The following is a 15,243-nucleotide window of genomic DNA, read 5'->3' on the forward strand; positions in this document are numbered from 1 at the left end:
AAGACAAAAAAGGGTCAGTGACATTTCACTGACCCTGATAATCAGATGGGAAAATTTTAGCCGAGCTTAGCTTTAATTTTGCCGCTTAGCTGTCCCATGTCGGTGCGACCTTGAACCTGAGGCTTCAGCCAGGCCATCACCTTACCCATATCCTGCATACCCGCAGCGCCGGTTTCTTGCATCGCTTGGCCGATAAGCGCTTCTAATTCCGCTTCGGTCAGGGCCTGAGGCAAAAAATCTTGCAACACGACCATTTCGGCAGCTTCCTGGTCGGCCAAATCCTGGCGTCCGGCTGCCTCAAATTGCGCATGGGCATCTTTGCGCTGCTTGAGCATTTTAGTCAGGATTGCGATGGCATCAGATTCGGATACCGCTTCGCGGGTGTCGACTTCTTTTTGCTTAACCTCGGCAAGCGCCATACGAATGGTGCCCAGACGTGTTTTATCTTTGGCACGCATGGCGTCTTTTTGGGCTTCTTTCAGGCGTTCAATCAGACTCATGGACATACTCGTTATGCAAATTAAAAAGGCGCTTAGCGCGCCTTTTTGGGGGAGATCTTAGTAAAGCTTGATACGGCGTGCGTTCTCGCGAGCCAGCTTTTTCAGGTGACGCTTTTTAGCAGCAGCTTTTTTGCGCTTGCGTTCCCAAGTTGGCTTTTCAAAGAACTCACGACGACGAACCTCAGACAGAACTCCAGCCTTTTCACAAGAACGCTTGAAACGGCGCAGAGCTACATCAAACGGCTCGTTTTCTTTAACTTTAACAATCGGCATTAAAATCTCACCTCAAAAATAAGTGCTTGTTACCAGCTCGAATTATAACCGGCATGGTTAAAAATGGTGCGGAATTTTAATCATATCCGAGACGAAAGTAAAGGCCGGGGGAAGTTTTAATTACAAAATAGGGCGAACATTGCTTACACCCATATACAAACCACACTGCCATGGAGAATTTTGCCCCGACAAGGTAAAATCCGCCGCCATAATAGCAGATAAAGTGAAGAGTATGCGGATCCTGGGTATCGAGACCTCTTGTGACGAGACTGGCATTGCCATCTATGATGACAAACTGGGCTTATTGTCCCATGAACTTTACAGCCAGGTAAAACTTCATGCCGATTATGGTGGTGTGGTACCTGAACTGGCATCCAGGGATCATGTTCGCAAAATCATTCCGCTGATTAAAAAAGCCTTAGTGGATGCCGATACCACGGCCGAACAACTTGACGGAGTGGCCTTTACCCAGGGACCCGGCTTGGCTGGCGCTTTACTGGTTGGCTCCTCTGTTGGCCGCAGTTTGGCCTATGCCTGGAATATTCCCGCAGTGGGTGTTCACCATATGGAAGGGCATTTGCTGGCACCCATGCTGGATGAACCCTCTCCCGAATTTCCCTTTGTGGCCCTGTTGGTGTCTGGCGGTCACACCATGCTAGTGCGGGTGGACGGCATAGGTCGCTATGAAATGCTTGGCGAATCGCTGGATGATGCGGCCGGTGAAGCTTTCGACAAGACGGCAAAGTTACTGGGGCTGGATTATCCGGGCGGCCCTTTACTGGCAAAGCTTGCTGAGGGCGGTGCGGCTGGTCGTTTTGTATTTCCGCGCCCGATGACGGACAGGCCAGGGTTGGACTTTAGTTTTAGCGGTCTTAAAACCTTTGCTGCCAACACTATCCGTGATCAGGGTGATGATCAGCAAACTAAGGCAGATATCGCCTGTGCGTTTCAAACCGCCGTAGTGGAAACTTTAGTGATTAAGTGTCGCCGGGCCCTGGAACAGACGGGGCTTAACCGCCTGGTGATTGCTGGCGGAGTGAGTGCCAATAAATCTCTTCGTGAAGCGCTGCAAACTATGATGCAGAAGAATAAAGGCGAGGTGTATTACCCCCGTCTGGAATTTTGCACGGATAACGGTGCCATGATTGCCTATGCTGGGATGCAAAGATTAAAAGCAGGCCAACATGAAGAGTTGAGCGCCAAGGCCAAGCCGCGCTGGCCGCTGGAATCATTGCCACCAGTTTGATAAATCCTTTCCTATACTCTGCTATCGCTGGCGCAATGAAGGTTGCGTCAGCTAACTGCCAGAGTGTTATTCCAGGGTTTTTCCCTTATCCCAAATTCGCCCTTCTTCGCCCTTAAACAAACGCACAATATTGCTGCGATGGCGGGCGATAATCAGAATTGACAGCATAGTCACAGGAATACTGTATTGAGGTTTTATAAACCAGGTAAAAACTGGTGCCAACCCGACAGTAATCAAAGCTGCCAGGGAGGAATAACCTGTAATGAAGACAGTGGCAATCCAGGTAGCGATTAGTAAGCCGGATAGGTCCAACCCGATCGGCAACATGGTGCCCAAGGCGGTAGCAACAGCTTTGCCACCGTTAAAACCAAAGAATAACGGATAGATGTGTCCCAGGCAGGCGGCAATGGCAATAAATCCCAAATACAGGGGCTCGATGCCAAGAAAGTAGCTGCCCCAGACCGGAATGGTACCCTTAAGCACATCACAGAGTAAGGTTAACAAGGCCGGAAAACGTCCACCTATTCGATATACGTTGGTGGTGCCTGGATTGCCGGAACCTTTTGTTCTGGGGTCAGGCAGACCGAACACCTTACAAATCAGCACCGCACTGGAAATTGAGCCTGCCAGGTAGGCGGCCGCTATCATAAGTAAGGTTAATGCTGTCATTTGCTTTGTGTGATCCCTTGTGTAAACTTGCCCGCCAATGCAACGTGCCCTGTTCTGGCGGTTAGATGCCTGCCCTGTAAAGGTAAGCGTTTGCTCCGTACTTTGGGTAGATTACCCGAAATAGGCAGTTATCTCACCATTTCTACTGGCCTGACGTGTTATGGACAAAATTTATATTGAAGGGCTTCGCCTGGAATCGTTAATTGGTGTTTACGATTGGGAGCGTACAGCCCCACGGCCGTTACTGGTTGATTTATGTATGCACTGTGATCTCAGTCGTGCTGCGCAAACCGATAATGTCACAGACACCATAGATTATGCCCTGGTGGCTGAAAGCCTGGAGCGTGTGGCAGCAAAAAGCAGTTTTGAATTACTGGAAGCCCTGGCATCTGCCATGCTGGACGCATTGTTTGCTGAGTTTGACGTGCAGGAAGCCACATTAAAACTGAGTAAACCGGGTATCTTAGCCAATGCCCAGAATGTGGCTGTGCAGCTAACCCGGAGTCGCCCCTAGATGGCGCAGATTTTTATTAGCCTGGGTAGCAATGTCGAACGTGAAAAGCATACCTATTCAGGATTGGATGCGCTGTATCAGACCTTTGGTGATTTGCAGCTATCCAGCTTATACGAAAGTGAGGCGGTAGGCTTTGCCGGTAGTGCTTTCTTCAATATGGTGATTTGTGCCTATACCCAGTTATCGGTGGAAGAGGTTGTGAATCATCTCAAAGCCATTGAACGGCAAAACGGCCGTCTGCAAGGGGACAAAAAGTTTGCTCCCCGCACGCTAGACTTGGATTTACTGCTTTATGATGATCTTGTGCTGAGCAACCCGGTAGAATTGCCGCGCGCAGAGATCTTGCACAATGCCTTCGTGCTGTGGCCCTTGGCTGAGCTGGTGCCGAAAAAATTGCACCCGGTAACACAAATCTCCTATGAGCAACTGTGGCAGGACTATAACAAGGACAGCCAGAAGCTATGGAAAGTCGATTTTAACTGGAAACCCTCACTATGACGCTAATTGAAATTATCGTACTGGCCCTAATTCAGGGCATTACCGAATTTTTACCTATTTCAAGTTCAGGCCATCTGATTTTGCCCTCGGCGTTGCTCGGCTGGGATAACCAGGGCTTAGCTTTTGATGTTGCCGTGCATGTCGGCAGTTTGTTGGCGGTGGTGCTGTATTTTCGGGAAGATATACTGCGATTGATCAATGCGTGGTTGACGTCGGTGTTCAAAGGGCAGCACAGCGAACATAGCCGTTTAGCCTGGTGGGTTATAGTCGCCACAATTCCGGCAGTCATTTTTGGTTTTGCGTTTAAATCTGCTATCGAAGTTTACTCACGTTCCGCACTGGTCATTGCGGTGACCACCATAGTCTTCGGCTTACTGCTTTGGTATGCCGATGCCAAAGCCAAACAACACAAGAATATTTTTCAGCTGAGCTGGAAAAGCGCCTTGTTTGTCGGTTTTGCTCAGGCGCTGGCAATTATTCCTGGTACTTCACGGTCTGGTATTACGATGACCGCTGGTCTGATGGCTGGCCTGGATAGGGAGAGTGCAGCGCGATTTTCGTTTTTACTGTCTATTCCCACTATTTTGGGCGCTGGCCTTTTGGTATCACTGGATTTAGCCGCCAGTGAGCACCCTGTTGATTGGCAAGCCATGCTGTATGGCGCACTGTTTTCTTTTGTCAGTGCCTATCTGTGCATTAAGTTATTCCTTACTTGGATTTCACGCATTGGCATGTTGCCCTTTGTTATCTACCGCCTGATATTGGGTGTGGTATTGTTAGTTTTCGTGTTTAGTTAATTGCCGGGAGGCTACTATGTCTGACACCTTATTTACCAAGATCATTAATCGTGAAATTCCAGCCGAGATTATTTACGAGGATGAGCTGTCTCTAGCCTTTAAGGACATTAACCCCCAGGCGCCGGTGCATTTTCTGGTGATTCCAAAAAAGCCGATTGCCACTATTAACGACATCGAATCTGAAGACCGCGAGTTGATTGGCCATTTGTATTTGGTTGCTGGCAAGTTGGCTGCCGACATGGGCTTCGCTGAGGACGGTTATCGCGCCGTGATGAACTGCAATCCACACGGTGGACAGACGGTTTATCACCTGCATTTGCATGTGTTGGCCGGTAAGCCGTTAGGGTGGCCACCTTATCAGGAAAAGTTGAAGACGATGTAAGGCTAGATGCTAAGAGACCAGACGGTCTCTTAGCTCGCTCCATCCAGTGATTAAAGACCCAGAACCTCTTTACCTTGCTTAAAGGTAATATCCACTGGAATATTTGCGCGGGTCAGACGCGCAAGGTCTTCTGCTAACTGCGGTTTAATAATGCCTTTGTCAGCCACCAAAGCATTGACCCCAGCATAATCGCCATCGCCTTGCAGAGTCAGGATTCGGTTAGAAAGGGCATCAATGGCCTGAGCCATCTTGGTCATGTCCACCTTATATAAACCTTGCTCGTCACGGGCAAAGGCGCCGTGCTCAGCAAAGAAGTTAAAGCGGATCATGTTCGCCTTGCCATGGGCGCTGGAGGCGCCAAAACGGACACTGCGAAAGATGCCAGCCATAAACGTAACATAGTAGTCTTCCAGGGTGCCTTCAGTTATTTCGCCCTTTTCAAGCAGTTGCTGAACCATATACAGGCCAAGAATATCGGCCTTGCCTTCTTCCAGCGCTGAGGCGTGTTCCTTTAAAGCCTGACGGACAGTGCCGTTGCCATCCAGGGTGTTTTTGATACCCAGTCCATGCGCCACTTCGTGGAACATGGTATTGGCAAAGAAGGCATCAAAAGTGATGTGTTTGCGCTGTTCAGGCACTATTAACTGGTCGGCAATAGGAACCAGGATGTTGTCGAATTTGGCTTGCATGGCGTTTTTCAACTGCAAACGACGGGTACCTTTTTCTAACTGTACCTGCTCATCGTTGGGTAAGTTGATGGCAATGGTTTTACTGCCTGCATTGGAGTGTCCGGCGTAGTAAATCACATCGTAGGCGTTAAGATCAGCATCTGAGCCTGGCATTTCCTGTTTGTAGGCATCCTCGACCGGTAAACCTTTTTGTAACTCAGGCAAAAACGCTGCGTATTTTGCCAGCTTCTCGCTCCAGGCCAAGTCTTTGATTAGCACATATGCTTCAAAGGCCGCACGATATCCATAGAGTTGATCCTCATAAGTTTCAATCGGGCCTAAAACCAACTCAATGGGGTTGGTTTTCATGTCCATCCAGGCCATATCAGAGGGCTGGTAATCGTCGCTGAGCAAGGCGTCCGCACGCATTGCCAGATATTGGGCAAATTCTGTATTGTCTGCCAGTGCTGAGGCTTTACGCAGCAAGTCGGCTGCTGCAGTTAGCTCTGCCTGATAGTATTTTGAGTAAGGGACCGAACTTAGTTTGCCCTGGGCATCGCGCACCACCACAGAATACAGGCCTTGCTTGTCGGCAAAGTCTGCCGCTTCAAACTCGGCTTTGGTCATATCTTCAGGGTAAAACTGTGCGCCCAGCGGCTTTTCGTTGACGTCAGTTAAAAATGCTTTGTCACCATCTAATCTGTCCCAGGGACCATAATTGATGTCGGCAAACTTACGTACCTTGGTATTCTCTATGGCGGCAAGAAAGCTGTCTTTATCGCCACCGAAGGCTTGCTTCCAGAACAAGTCGTCCATGATCTCGGCTGCGTCAATCAACAGTCCTAACATCTGCTTTTGACGAGCAGACAGGTGGGAAATGTCACTGGTGAGATCAACCGGATAATAAATATCCAGTCTGGATTCCAGTCCCTGCTTTAATGCCGGCCCTTTTGCAACGGCAGGGACTTGCTCTGTGACTTGTTGTTGTGCCGGTTGAGAACAGCCAAGCAGTACACCTGATGCCATGGCTAGAGATAAGGTTAGTTTTGAGAGTTTCATGGTATTCCTGTCGCTTTCTATTTTAAATATTGAGGTAGGTGAAACACTATTGCGTCCAATATAGTACTGCATCTCGGTCAAGCTGCACATGCCCTGGCAATACCGGGCTTTTCAGGTACATTTCTTTTACTTTTCCATAAATTAGATGATACTTAAGGCGACCTTTGGAGAACCCCGCATATTCTCTATGGTTAATCTCTTGCCTAAAAACCACCGCTTTATAAGGTTGGAATATGTCCACAGAAAACGCCTTGCTCACCATACTGGTTGAGAAAATTAACAATGATACTTTAGTGCTGCCTACCTTGCCGGCGATTGCACTCAAGGTACGTCGTACCGCTGATGATCCTGAAGTCAACTTGAATAAAATGGCTGATGTTATCGGACAGGATCCGGCACTTAGCGCGCGAATTATCAAAATTTCCAACAGTGCCTACATGGGTAGGACTGTCAAAGTTGAAACTATTCATCAAGCGGTTACCCGTATTGGATTAAGACAAGTTAAAAACATTGCTACTGCGCTGGCGATGGAACAATTGTTCGTGTCAAAAAATCAAATTGTGCATGAGCACATTAATCAGGTGTGGCAGCAAACCATAGAAGTAGTGGCCAATGCCATGGCCGCGTTACAGTTACATACTGAGAAAACCAAGCAGAAGCGTTTGAATCTGGACATCATTACTTTGGCCGCATTGGTACACAATATCGGTGTGTTGCCTATTTTTACGGAAGCGGAACGCCATGATGACGTCTTTGCCAATCCTACTTTCCTATCTGTGGCTGTGCAGAAGTTGTCGGGACGTATTGGCGGTGTGATCCTAAGGGAATGGGGGTTCCATGATGAGCTGGTTGAGGTGGCAGAGAACTGGCGGAATTTGAGTTACATGCCTGAGTCTCTTACTTATCTGGACTTTGTCCGTTTGGGGGCTGCACTTAGCGGCCTGATGGGCAGTCAAAAAGATGGTGTGATGAACATTACTCAGCAAAAAGGCCTATTTGAGGATCTCTCTGCTTTGGACGGAGATGAATTTAAGACCATGCGTGATAATGCCAGGATGATTTTCCAATAAAAGGGCTGAAGCTGGGCGCTTCAGCCCCGCTAATATCAGTTTTGTTCGGCCAGGCCAAACGCCTGGTCGAGTACTTCCACTAATTTAACGACTTCTGCTGACATCAGGCAAAAGTCTGCGTCTAATCTGGCCAATTGCTGATCTTTAGGAATATCTTCGTTCTGTTCGCGCAGCACGTCACTGAACTTAAGGCGTTTAACTGTCAGATCTTCCTGCAGCAATGCGGTCATACGCTCATCCCACTCTAGTGCGATTTTTTGCACGAGTTTACCGCTTTGTAAATGCAGTTGGATCTCTTCCGCATCCAATGGTTGGTTTTTACAACGAATGATCGCACCGTCTTCATTCGGTGACTTCAGTTCGGCTTCTTCCAGCAGTGAAAAGCCGGTAGGCATGGCTTCACCCTTTAACCAGTTGGTTAAGTCTGGAGACAAGCTGCGTCGGCACAATGGTACAACTGGCAAGGAACCCATGGTTTTGCGCAAATGCGCCAGAAAGACTTCGGCTTTGCCATCCGCAGAAGCATCAACTACCACTAAATTGTCCTTAGCCGAGATAAAACCGAAAGTGTAGCTGTCTCGGGTAAAGGCTTTTGGCAGCAGTTGGTGGGTAATTTCTTGCTTGAGTTCCTGCTTGGCTTTCTTGCCAACCGGGGCGCCGGTATCGCGTTCAATTTTTTCTACGCGCTCTTCAAGCTCAGCAGCAACGACGGCGCCTGGCAGGATACGTTCCTGCTTTTTCAGGCAAAGTAATATTCTGCCATCTGCAGCGTGTACCAGGCTGGCACCTTGCTTTAGGGGGGAAGTCCAGCCCATGCTGGCAATATCCTGGTTGCCACAGGGACGAAATGCCGCCTGACTTAATTGATCATGCAAGTCTTCCGGGTTGATATCCAAAGACTGGGTAAGTGAATAGATTTTAAGATTTTTAAACCACATGGACCCGTTCCACTACATTTGAAAGGGCGCAGGGTATCAGGCTTTAGTGCAGAAGTCAGTGACCAATAGCCGTTAGGCGTCTCGTCTGAGTGGGAAGTGAATATCGTAACGTAATCCGCGGCCTTCATCTGATTGGGCTTCAATTTGACCATGCAGGGCCTGAGTAACCAGGTTATACATGATGTGCGTGCCCAAGCCGCTGCCACCACGACCACGGCGGGTGGTAAAGAAAGCTTCAAACAGCTTGTTTAGCAGTTGCGGTGACAAACCTTTGCCATCGTCTTGGTACTCGATTCTGACCTGATCATCCTGACTGCTAACCCGGATTTTTATGGTCCCCGCCTTTTTGTTTTCAAACCCATGGATCAGCGAGTTCATGATCATGTTGGTAAATATTTGGGCAATCACCCCAGGGGCACAACGTACCTGCAAATTGTCTGGACATTCTACCTCTATCTTGTGCTGGGTCTTCTTTAAGTTTGGCGCCAGCGATTGAATAATTTCTTGCAGGTATTCACCCAAGTCAAAATCTCGCTCCGCCTCACTGGTTTGGTCAACGGCAACCTGTTTGAAGCTGGCAATTAATTCAGAGGCGCGATTTAGGTTAGTCAGCAGTAAGGTCGCTGTTTGCTGCCCTTCGTTGAGGAAGGTCGCCATGGTTTTAGCGGTCAGGCTTTTTTCATCGAAGGCCTGTTGTAACCCTTTCAGCCGTTCTTGCAGGAAGCTAGCCGCGGTTACACCCACGCCCAGCGGTGTGTTTACATCATGGGCTATACCGGCGACCAGACCACCAAGTGACGCCATGCGCTCAGATTCCACCAATTGATCTTTGGCCATTTGCAGGGTTTTCATGGACTCAGCCAGTTCTGCATTTTTCTTCAGCAGCTCTTCCTCAACCTTTCGACGATTCTCGTTTTCAAGTTTCAACTCGCGCTGATTGGCCATTAACTCGTCTTTTTGCTGCTCCAGATCCAGCATTATCTTACTTAAGGACGCGGTCTTGCGGGCCACTTCCTGTTCCAAAGACAGATTATGTTCATCTAATTTGAGGTTGGCGGTGCGCAGCTCATCCTGAGTGTGGTTAAGCTTGCCCTGAAAACGAATTAGGTCATCTACCAGCTGGTTGTAAGCATCTTGCAATACTTTCAGTTCGTTCTCTTCACTGAGACGGGCATGCAGTTTGGACTGCTCCAAACGGTTAATATCAAATTTGCTGATTTGTTCCGTCAGTTCTGACAATGGGTCAGTAAGCATGCGTCGAAAGGCGTTTAGGAACAAAAAGATCAGAAAGGCGGTTTTAATAAAGGCATTGCCGATCAGAAAGAAAATGCCGACTTCAATACGACCAAAGATAATCTCAAAACTGGAATACAGGGTGACATCGCCAACTTGTGAGGTTCGCCCGGAAAACTCGAAGATCAACGGAAAGCTGTAACCGAAAGTACCGCCTGCATGGTCACGCATAATGCCTGTTGTAACAGGATCCATGGGTTGCTTATTGGTGCGGCCTAAATCTGCAATATAGTTGGCATTCTCATCACGAATTTGTACACCGTCGACGATCGGAAGTTCCATCAAACCTTCGGCAATGGAGACCGCCTGAGGTGTGTTCAACTCCCAAATAGCGCGGGTTAGACTGGTGCTGAAGGTGTTTTTTAGGGTCTGAAGTTCACTCTCAATATGATTCTTGGCATTGAGGTATTCAGTGAAAATTTGGCCGAGGGTAACAATCAGGGTAAGAATAAAATAGACGGAGAGTACGCGGGTTAACAGCTTCTTTGATAGTCCTGTTTTAACCTTCGACATTGAATTTAGTCCGCTTCATCAATCCATCCCAGTTAGACCAAGAATATGCGTAAAGTCGATATTAGACAAGCGTTTAGAAAGGCATAACAAGGGAAAACTCAATTAGTCACAAAGGAACATGTAGCCAGTCTGGGGTGTGTGCATTGTCTGTATATGCACCATCTGAAACGCACTGGGCTGGCTTTTGAGAGCTGCAAAAATTATGATTCGAAGAGCTAATCAGGGGCGGTAGCGTCGGGCTGTCAATCAGCTTTAATAAAACTGTCACAGAATCAACCAATAATTGCGGGCGTTTTCATGAAGAAGGTTAAAACCATGTCAAAAAGAGTCTTGCTGGTGGAAGACGAATCGCCCATTCGTGAGATGGTCAAATTTGTGCTGGAGCAATCCGGCTTTGAGACCATTGAAGCGGAAGATTACGATGTGGCGTTGGAAATGGTCAAAGAGCCCTACCCAGATCTGATTTTACTGGATTGGATGTTGCCAGGGGGCAGCGGTGTGCAGTTGGCCAAAAAGTTAAAGCAACACGAACATACCCGTGAAATCCCTATTATTATGCTGACCGCTCGAGGTGAGGAAGACGATAAAGTGCGAGGGTTGGATGCTGGTGCAGACGACTATGTGACTAAGCCCTTTTCGCCTAAAGAATTGGTTGCTCGTATGAAGGCCGTTATCCGCAGGGTCACGCCTACCTCAGGTGATGAACCTATAGAGTTTAATGGATTGATACTGGATCCCATCTCGCACCGCGTTACTGCTAAGGAAGAGCCGCTGGATATGGGTCCAACAGAATTTAAACTGTTGCACTTCTTTATGACCCACAGTGAAAGGGTATACAGCCGTGAACAGTTGCTGGACAATGTGTGGGGTACCAATGTGTATGTGGAAGACCGCACGGTTGACGTACATATTCGCCGTTTACGTAAGGCGATATCCAAACATAATCATGATGCTATGATCCAAACCGTGAGGGGCGCAGGATATCGCTTCTCGGCAAAAGTCTAGCATGTAAGGAGGCGCGCCGGCGCAATGTATTATCCCTTCTCCTGGTGGAAAATTCTTGGCCGACTAGTTGTCTACTTTCTGCTTGCTGTGGTGGTGGGTGTTTATCTGGATAACCTGGCTATCTGTATTGCTGCTGCGGCAACCTTGTTGCTGGTGCAGCATTACTGGAACCTCTACCGCCTGAATCGCTGGTTATGGCACAGCAAAAAAATGACGCCGCCCAAAACTGCCGGGATATGGGAGCACGTGTATGAAGGTATTTATTATCTTCAGCGCCGTAACCGTAACAAGCGAAAAGAGCTTGGCGCTCTGGTTAAACGTTTCAGGGAAGGGGCGGAAGCCTTGCCTGATGCGGCAGTAGTCGTGGATGCCAATGCCTGTATTGCCTGGTGTAACCGTCTTGCCCGAATTGAGCTTGGATTACGCTGGCCAGAGGATGCCGGGAGACGAGTTGATAACCTGATTCGCCATCCTCAGTTTATTGAATTCTTCCATCAGGGGAATTTCGACTATCCAATCGAAGTCACTTCACCCACTAATATCGACAAGATCCTTGAATACCGCGTGATGCCTTACGGCGAAAAGCATTTGCTGTTAATAGCGCGGGACGTTACCAGAGTGACCCAGCTTGAAGAAATGCGAAAGGACTTTGTAGCCAATGTGTCTCACGAACTTCGCACGCCACTGACTGTGCTCAATGGTTATCTGGAAATGTTTAATGCCGACCCGCAGGCCTATCCTCCGGCATTTATGCATAAAGCCTTTGGTGAAATGACCTCACAAACCCGCCGAATGCAAAGTCTGATAGAACAGTTGCTGATTCTTTCGCGTATCGAGGCCAGTGCAGAAAGGGTGTATGAGAAGATAGTGGATGTGCCACAAATTTTGGCTGCTATTCAAAGTGAAGCGTCGGCACTTAATCAGGAAAAACGACACGATATTCAGTTCTCTGTCGATGCGCAGTTGCGCGTATTCGGTATAGAAACAGAGCTTCGCAGTGCGTTTTCCAACCTGATTTTTAACGCAATCCACTATACCCCTGCCAAAGGCAAGATTGTTGTGGGCTGGCGTTTACGTGACAAAACCGCAGAGTTTTATGTACAGGACAATGGCGAGGGGATAGCCGAGAAGCATCTTACCAGACTGACCGAGCGATTTTACCGGGTGGATAAAGCGCGGTCGCGCAAAACTGGCGGCTCAGGTTTGGGTCTTGCCATAGTGAAGCACGTTCTGACCCATCACAATTCTAAGCTGGAGATCGACAGTGAAGTGGGTAAGGGCAGCTGTTTCTCTTTTCGTTTTTCAACCGAGCTTACCGTGGTAAATAGTCATGCCAATAGCCAGAGTTAGTGCCTTTTTACTGCTGCTGGCAAGTTTTAGCATGCCGTCAGTCAGCGCAGAAGATTATCAAAAACAGCCTGGTGTATCGGGTACTGTGACCTCGGTGGGGTCAGATACTCTGGGCAATCTGATGACTTTCTGGGCTGAGGAATTCAAACGCTATTACCCGCATGTGGCATTTCAGATCCAGGCATCAGGGTCTTCCACGGCACCGGCTGCGCTTACCGAAGGTACGGCCAATGTCGGCCCAATGAGTCGGGAATTAAAAGAAAGTGAGATTGCCTATTTCAGTAAGGTGCATGGATATCAGCCAACCGTGTTGAAGGTGGCTATCGATGCCATTGCCTTGTTTGTCGACTTACACAACCCGGTGGAAGGGCTGAATTTACAAGAGATCGACGGCATATTTTCCGTTACCCGTTATTGTGGTGCGGCGCAACCTATCACTTATTGGCACCAACTTGGGTTACCTGAAAGTTGGCAGAATAAGAGAATTCGTCTGTTTGGTCGAAATTCAGTGTCAGGGACCTATGGTTTGTTTAAAGCTGAAGCGCTTTGCCAAGGGGATTTTCTGGCCACGGTCAACGAACAGCCGGGGTCTGCCTCTGTGGTGCAGTCCGTTGCTTATTCTGATGGGGCATTGGGATACGCCGGATTTGGTTATAAAACCGCTGGGGTTCGCGCTCTTTCTATCGCCAGGGAAGGCAAGCAATATATTGCCCCGAGTATGGAAAATATTGCCTCGGGGGACTACCCGTTATCGCGTTTTTTGTATCTGGTGGTAAACAAAGCGCCTGATCAGCCATTGCCACTGCTGGAGCGGGAGTTTATCCGCTTTATTTTGTCTCCGGCCGGACAAGATTTAGTGCGCCGGGATGGCTTTATTCCGGTTCCCGACGCGCTAATTCGCCAGCAGCTGAGATTGATCGATCCGATTCAGAATTAAGCGTCTTTAGGCTTTAACACCAACACAGAACAGTCGGTAACCGACAGGATCTCTTCGGCGGTATTGCCGATTAACAGCCCTTTCAGGCCGTGGCGGCTGACCGTCCCCATCACCAGTAAATCGATCTCATGTATCTGGCTTTGTGACGCAATCACATGGGCGGCATGCCCATGTACAACATGACGCTGTCCTGGCGGTAGTGGTTGCGAGAGATGTTCGCTGCAGTAGTTATCAGTGATACTGACAAACTCGGCGCGCATATCCTTCATCATGGCTTCCATAACGTTGTCTTCCAATCCACCGCGCAGTTGCAGATAACCTTCGTTTTCCAGTTGCCAGGCTTGTACAACATGCAACTGCATATTCAATTGTTCACCCAGATACTGCGCTGACTGCAGGATATCCGGATTCATGGAGCGTCGGTTAGTTTCAAAACCGGTATCCGTGGTGAGATCAATGGCAGCCATAATTCGCTTGGGCGGTTGGCGATTGCCTGAGCGCACAGCCAGCACGGGGCATGGGCACTTGCGGATTAGATGTAGCGCGGTACTGCCGAAAAATGCCTGTTTGAGGCTTTGCCCATGGTGGGCATTGACAACAACTAAGTCTATTGCCGACTCTTTTACCCGAGCAATGACTTCTTCATGTGCTCGCCCTTCTGTGAGGTGGCTTTCAACGTCAATACCATGCTTGCGAAAGTCCGCTTCCAGGCTTTCCAGCTCGTTGCGCATTTGCTTGGTGATTTGGCCTTCAATATCACCCAGACTTTCCTGATACTTCTGCCAAATGGGATTAATCTCAGGCACGACATCCATCAGGGTGAGCTTTGCTTTACTGGTCTCGCACAACTGCTTGACCTGGCGAATAGCGGCATCCTGATTAATGGTGGGGTTGCTTAGAAACAGGATATGTTTAAGTTGTTGCATGACATTTTTCCTTTATGCGCGGGTAGCCCCGGCTTTCCTTATACAACATCATGAATAATTTCGGCCTGCGATTGCAATCCCTGATGCGATAAATCGGCTAATTATTGGTTATTTGAGGGCGCTCCAGGATGATTAACCAAGCCAATTTCCAGCAGCGGAGAGGCGTCAATCTGCTCAGCATCCATCATGTTGGCCAGGCGCTGCATGGAGGAGACCAGCAGGCTTTGCTCCCAGTCTTTGAGATCGTCAAAGCGACGGATGAAATGTTCCTGAAGCATCTTTGGGGCGGATTTCAGCGCTTTAGTGCCATTTTCGGTAAGGTATACGCCGACTTTTCGTTTGTCCTCAGTTGAGCGCTGACGAATGATGAGCTCGCGAGTTTGCAGACGGTCCAGAATGCTGGTGATAGTCGCAGGGCTTAGATTGGTATCATCTGCGATTTCTTTAACCATGGCGCCATCAAAGCGCGTAATGGCTCGCATTACTAGAAGTTGCGGGCCGGTTAAACCAACCTCCCGTTCAAGCTTTTTGGAATGAAGGTCGATGGCACGAATGACCTTACGCAAGGCAACCAATAGTTCATCATGTTTTTCCATTCGACCTCT

The 15,243-nt window shown here is 48.6% G+C and carries 17 protein-coding genes; 9 read left to right on the forward strand and 8 right to left on the reverse strand.

The features are described from left to right. Window positions 1-56: 56 nt before the first annotated feature. Window positions 57-500 carry a GatB/YqeY domain-containing protein gene (locus KJY73_RS14465; protein WP_214344415.1) on the reverse strand — a complete coding sequence of 148 codons (444 nt, stop codon included), beginning with the start codon at window positions 498-500 and terminating at the stop codon, window positions 57-59. 57 nt (window positions 501-557) lie between these two features. Then, window positions 558-773, reverse strand: coding sequence for a 30S ribosomal protein S21 (rpsU, locus tag KJY73_RS14470; RefSeq protein WP_062481949.1), 216 nt, complete (start codon window positions 771-773; stop codon window positions 558-560). Window positions 774-1,005: 232 nt separating this feature from the next. Here rpsU and tsaD point away from each other — a divergent pair, with 232 nt between their 5' ends. Next, a complete protein-coding gene (tsaD, locus tag KJY73_RS14475; protein ID WP_214344665.1) occupies window positions 1,006-2,019 on the forward strand; it encodes a tRNA (adenosine(37)-N6)-threonylcarbamoyltransferase complex transferase subunit TsaD in 1,014 nt (337 codons plus the stop codon). A gap of 66 nt (window positions 2,020-2,085) precedes the next feature. Here the strand turns inward: tsaD and plsY are convergent, their stop codons facing one another. After that, window positions 2,086-2,688 (reverse strand): glycerol-3-phosphate 1-O-acyltransferase PlsY, encoded by a 603-nt coding sequence (gene plsY / locus KJY73_RS14480; RefSeq protein WP_206594170.1) that lies wholly within the window; start codon window positions 2,686-2,688, stop codon window positions 2,086-2,088. Between the two features lie 160 nt (window positions 2,689-2,848). Here plsY and folB point away from each other — a divergent pair, with 160 nt between their 5' ends. From folB to KJY73_RS14500, 4 genes are read left to right on the forward strand one after another with little or no spacing between them, the layout of a single operon-like run. Next, on the forward strand, window positions 2,849-3,202 hold the full coding sequence (gene folB / locus KJY73_RS14485) for a dihydroneopterin aldolase (protein WP_214344416.1): 354 nt from the start codon (window positions 2,849-2,851) through the stop codon (window positions 3,200-3,202). Next, window positions 3,203-3,700 (forward strand): 2-amino-4-hydroxy-6-hydroxymethyldihydropteridine diphosphokinase, encoded by a 498-nt coding sequence (gene folK, locus KJY73_RS14490; protein WP_214344417.1) that lies wholly within the window; start codon window positions 3,203-3,205, stop codon window positions 3,698-3,700. Then, complete coding sequence (locus KJY73_RS14495; protein ID WP_214344418.1) at window positions 3,697-4,497, forward strand: undecaprenyl-diphosphate phosphatase; 801 nt, start codon at window positions 3,697-3,699, stop codon at window positions 4,495-4,497. Before folK ends, KJY73_RS14495 begins: the two co-directional genes overlap by 4 nt. 16 nt (window positions 4,498-4,513) lie before the next feature. Further along, window positions 4,514-4,879 carry a histidine triad nucleotide-binding protein gene (locus KJY73_RS14500; RefSeq protein ID WP_214344419.1) on the forward strand — a complete coding sequence of 122 codons (366 nt, stop codon included), beginning with the start codon at window positions 4,514-4,516 and terminating at the stop codon, window positions 4,877-4,879. Between the two features lie 50 nt (window positions 4,880-4,929). Here the strand turns inward: KJY73_RS14500 and KJY73_RS14505 are convergent, their stop codons facing one another. Then, window positions 4,930-6,606, reverse strand: a complete 1,677-nt coding sequence (locus KJY73_RS14505) for a dipeptidyl-peptidase 3 family protein (protein ID WP_214344420.1) — start codon at window positions 6,604-6,606, stop codon at window positions 4,930-4,932. A gap of 233 nt (window positions 6,607-6,839) precedes the next feature. On the opposite strand from KJY73_RS14505, the gene KJY73_RS14510 reads away from it, so the two are divergent. Next, window positions 6,840-7,676, forward strand: a complete 837-nt coding sequence (locus KJY73_RS14510) for an HDOD domain-containing protein (protein ID WP_214344421.1) — start codon at window positions 6,840-6,842, stop codon at window positions 7,674-7,676. Between the two features lie 35 nt (window positions 7,677-7,711). Here KJY73_RS14510 and rdgC read toward each other — a convergent pair whose 3' ends face one another. Both rdgC and KJY73_RS14520 read right to left on the reverse strand, forming a co-directional pair. Continuing rightward, window positions 7,712-8,614, reverse strand: a complete 903-nt coding sequence (gene rdgC / locus KJY73_RS14515; protein WP_214344422.1) for a recombination-associated protein RdgC — start codon at window positions 8,612-8,614, stop codon at window positions 7,712-7,714. A gap of 72 nt (window positions 8,615-8,686) precedes the next feature. Further along, entirely contained in the window at window positions 8,687-10,420 is a 1,734-nt protein-coding gene (locus KJY73_RS14520) for a sensor histidine kinase (protein ID WP_214344423.1), read from the reverse strand. 315 nt (window positions 10,421-10,735) lie between these two features. Between KJY73_RS14520 and phoB the strand changes: the two genes are divergently transcribed. The 3 genes from phoB to KJY73_RS14535 are packed head-to-tail and all read left to right on the forward strand — an operon-like array spanning window position 10,736 to window position 13,712. After that, entirely contained in the window at window positions 10,736-11,425 is a 690-nt protein-coding gene (gene phoB, locus KJY73_RS14525; RefSeq protein WP_206594179.1) for a phosphate regulon transcriptional regulator PhoB, read from the forward strand. 24 nt (window positions 11,426-11,449) lie between these two features. Beyond that, window positions 11,450-12,775 (forward strand): phosphate regulon sensor histidine kinase PhoR, encoded by a 1,326-nt coding sequence (phoR, locus tag KJY73_RS14530; RefSeq protein ID WP_214344424.1) that lies wholly within the window; start codon window positions 11,450-11,452, stop codon window positions 12,773-12,775. Further along, on the forward strand, window positions 12,756-13,712 hold the full coding sequence (locus tag KJY73_RS14535) for a PstS family phosphate ABC transporter substrate-binding protein (protein ID WP_214344425.1): 957 nt from the start codon (window positions 12,756-12,758) through the stop codon (window positions 13,710-13,712). The genes phoR and KJY73_RS14535 overlap by 20 nt, the downstream gene beginning before the upstream one ends. Here the strand turns inward: KJY73_RS14535 and KJY73_RS14540 are convergent. Both KJY73_RS14540 and KJY73_RS14545 read right to left on the reverse strand, forming a co-directional pair. Continuing rightward, window positions 13,709-14,638 (reverse strand): universal stress protein, encoded by a 930-nt coding sequence (locus KJY73_RS14540; RefSeq protein ID WP_214344426.1) that lies wholly within the window; start codon window positions 14,636-14,638, stop codon window positions 13,709-13,711. The two genes, KJY73_RS14535 and KJY73_RS14540, sit on opposite strands and share 4 nt — an antisense overlap. 101 nt (window positions 14,639-14,739) lie before the next feature. Beyond that, window positions 14,740-15,234 carry a MarR family winged helix-turn-helix transcriptional regulator gene (locus tag KJY73_RS14545; protein ID WP_214344427.1) on the reverse strand — a complete coding sequence of 165 codons (495 nt, stop codon included), beginning with the start codon at window positions 15,232-15,234 and terminating at the stop codon, window positions 14,740-14,742. Window positions 15,235-15,243: the final 9 nt, after the last annotated feature.

The organism is Bowmanella yangjiangensis (genome assembly GCF_018531185.1).
GTDB classification, from domain to species: Bacteria; Pseudomonadota; Gammaproteobacteria; order Enterobacterales; family Alteromonadaceae; genus Bowmanella; species Bowmanella yangjiangensis.

Bases quoted from the DNA above. Each gene is read 5' to 3' on its own strand.
- KJY73_RS14465 (WP_214344415.1), bottom strand. From the start codon at position 500: ATGAGTCTGATTGAACGCCTGAAAGAAGCCCAAAAAGACGCCATGCGT.
- rpsU (WP_062481949.1), bottom strand. From the start codon at position 773: ATGCCGATTGTTAAAGTTAAAGAAAACGAGCCGTTTGATGTAGCTCTG.
- tsaD (WP_214344665.1), top strand. From the start codon at position 1,006: ATGCGGATCCTGGGTATCGAGACCTCTTGTGACGAGACTGGCATTGCC.
- plsY (WP_206594170.1), bottom strand. From the start codon at position 2,688: ATGACAGCATTAACCTTACTTATGATAGCGGCCGCCTACCTGGCAGGC.
- folB (WP_214344416.1), top strand. From the start codon at position 2,849: ATGGACAAAATTTATATTGAAGGGCTTCGCCTGGAATCGTTAATTGGT.
- folK (WP_214344417.1), top strand. From the start codon at position 3,203: ATGGCGCAGATTTTTATTAGCCTGGGTAGCAATGTCGAACGTGAAAAG.
- KJY73_RS14495 (WP_214344418.1), top strand. From the start codon at position 3,697: ATGACGCTAATTGAAATTATCGTACTGGCCCTAATTCAGGGCATTACC.
- KJY73_RS14500 (WP_214344419.1), top strand. From the start codon at position 4,514: ATGTCTGACACCTTATTTACCAAGATCATTAATCGTGAAATTCCAGCC.
- KJY73_RS14505 (WP_214344420.1), bottom strand. From the start codon at position 6,606: ATGAAACTCTCAAAACTAACCTTATCTCTAGCCATGGCATCAGGTGTA.
- KJY73_RS14510 (WP_214344421.1), top strand. From the start codon at position 6,840: ATGTCCACAGAAAACGCCTTGCTCACCATACTGGTTGAGAAAATTAAC.
- rdgC (WP_214344422.1), bottom strand. From the start codon at position 8,614: ATGTGGTTTAAAAATCTTAAAATCTATTCACTTACCCAGTCTTTGGAT.
- KJY73_RS14520 (WP_214344423.1), bottom strand. From the start codon at position 10,420: ATGTCGAAGGTTAAAACAGGACTATCAAAGAAGCTGTTAACCCGCGTA.
- phoB (WP_206594179.1), top strand. From the start codon at position 10,736: ATGTCAAAAAGAGTCTTGCTGGTGGAAGACGAATCGCCCATTCGTGAG.
- phoR (WP_214344424.1), top strand. From the start codon at position 11,450: ATGTATTATCCCTTCTCCTGGTGGAAAATTCTTGGCCGACTAGTTGTC.
- KJY73_RS14535 (WP_214344425.1), top strand. From the start codon at position 12,756: ATGCCAATAGCCAGAGTTAGTGCCTTTTTACTGCTGCTGGCAAGTTTT.
- KJY73_RS14540 (WP_214344426.1), bottom strand. From the start codon at position 14,638: ATGCAACAACTTAAACATATCCTGTTTCTAAGCAACCCCACCATTAAT.
- KJY73_RS14545 (WP_214344427.1), bottom strand. From the start codon at position 15,234: ATGGAAAAACATGATGAACTATTGGTTGCCTTGCGTAAGGTCATTCGT.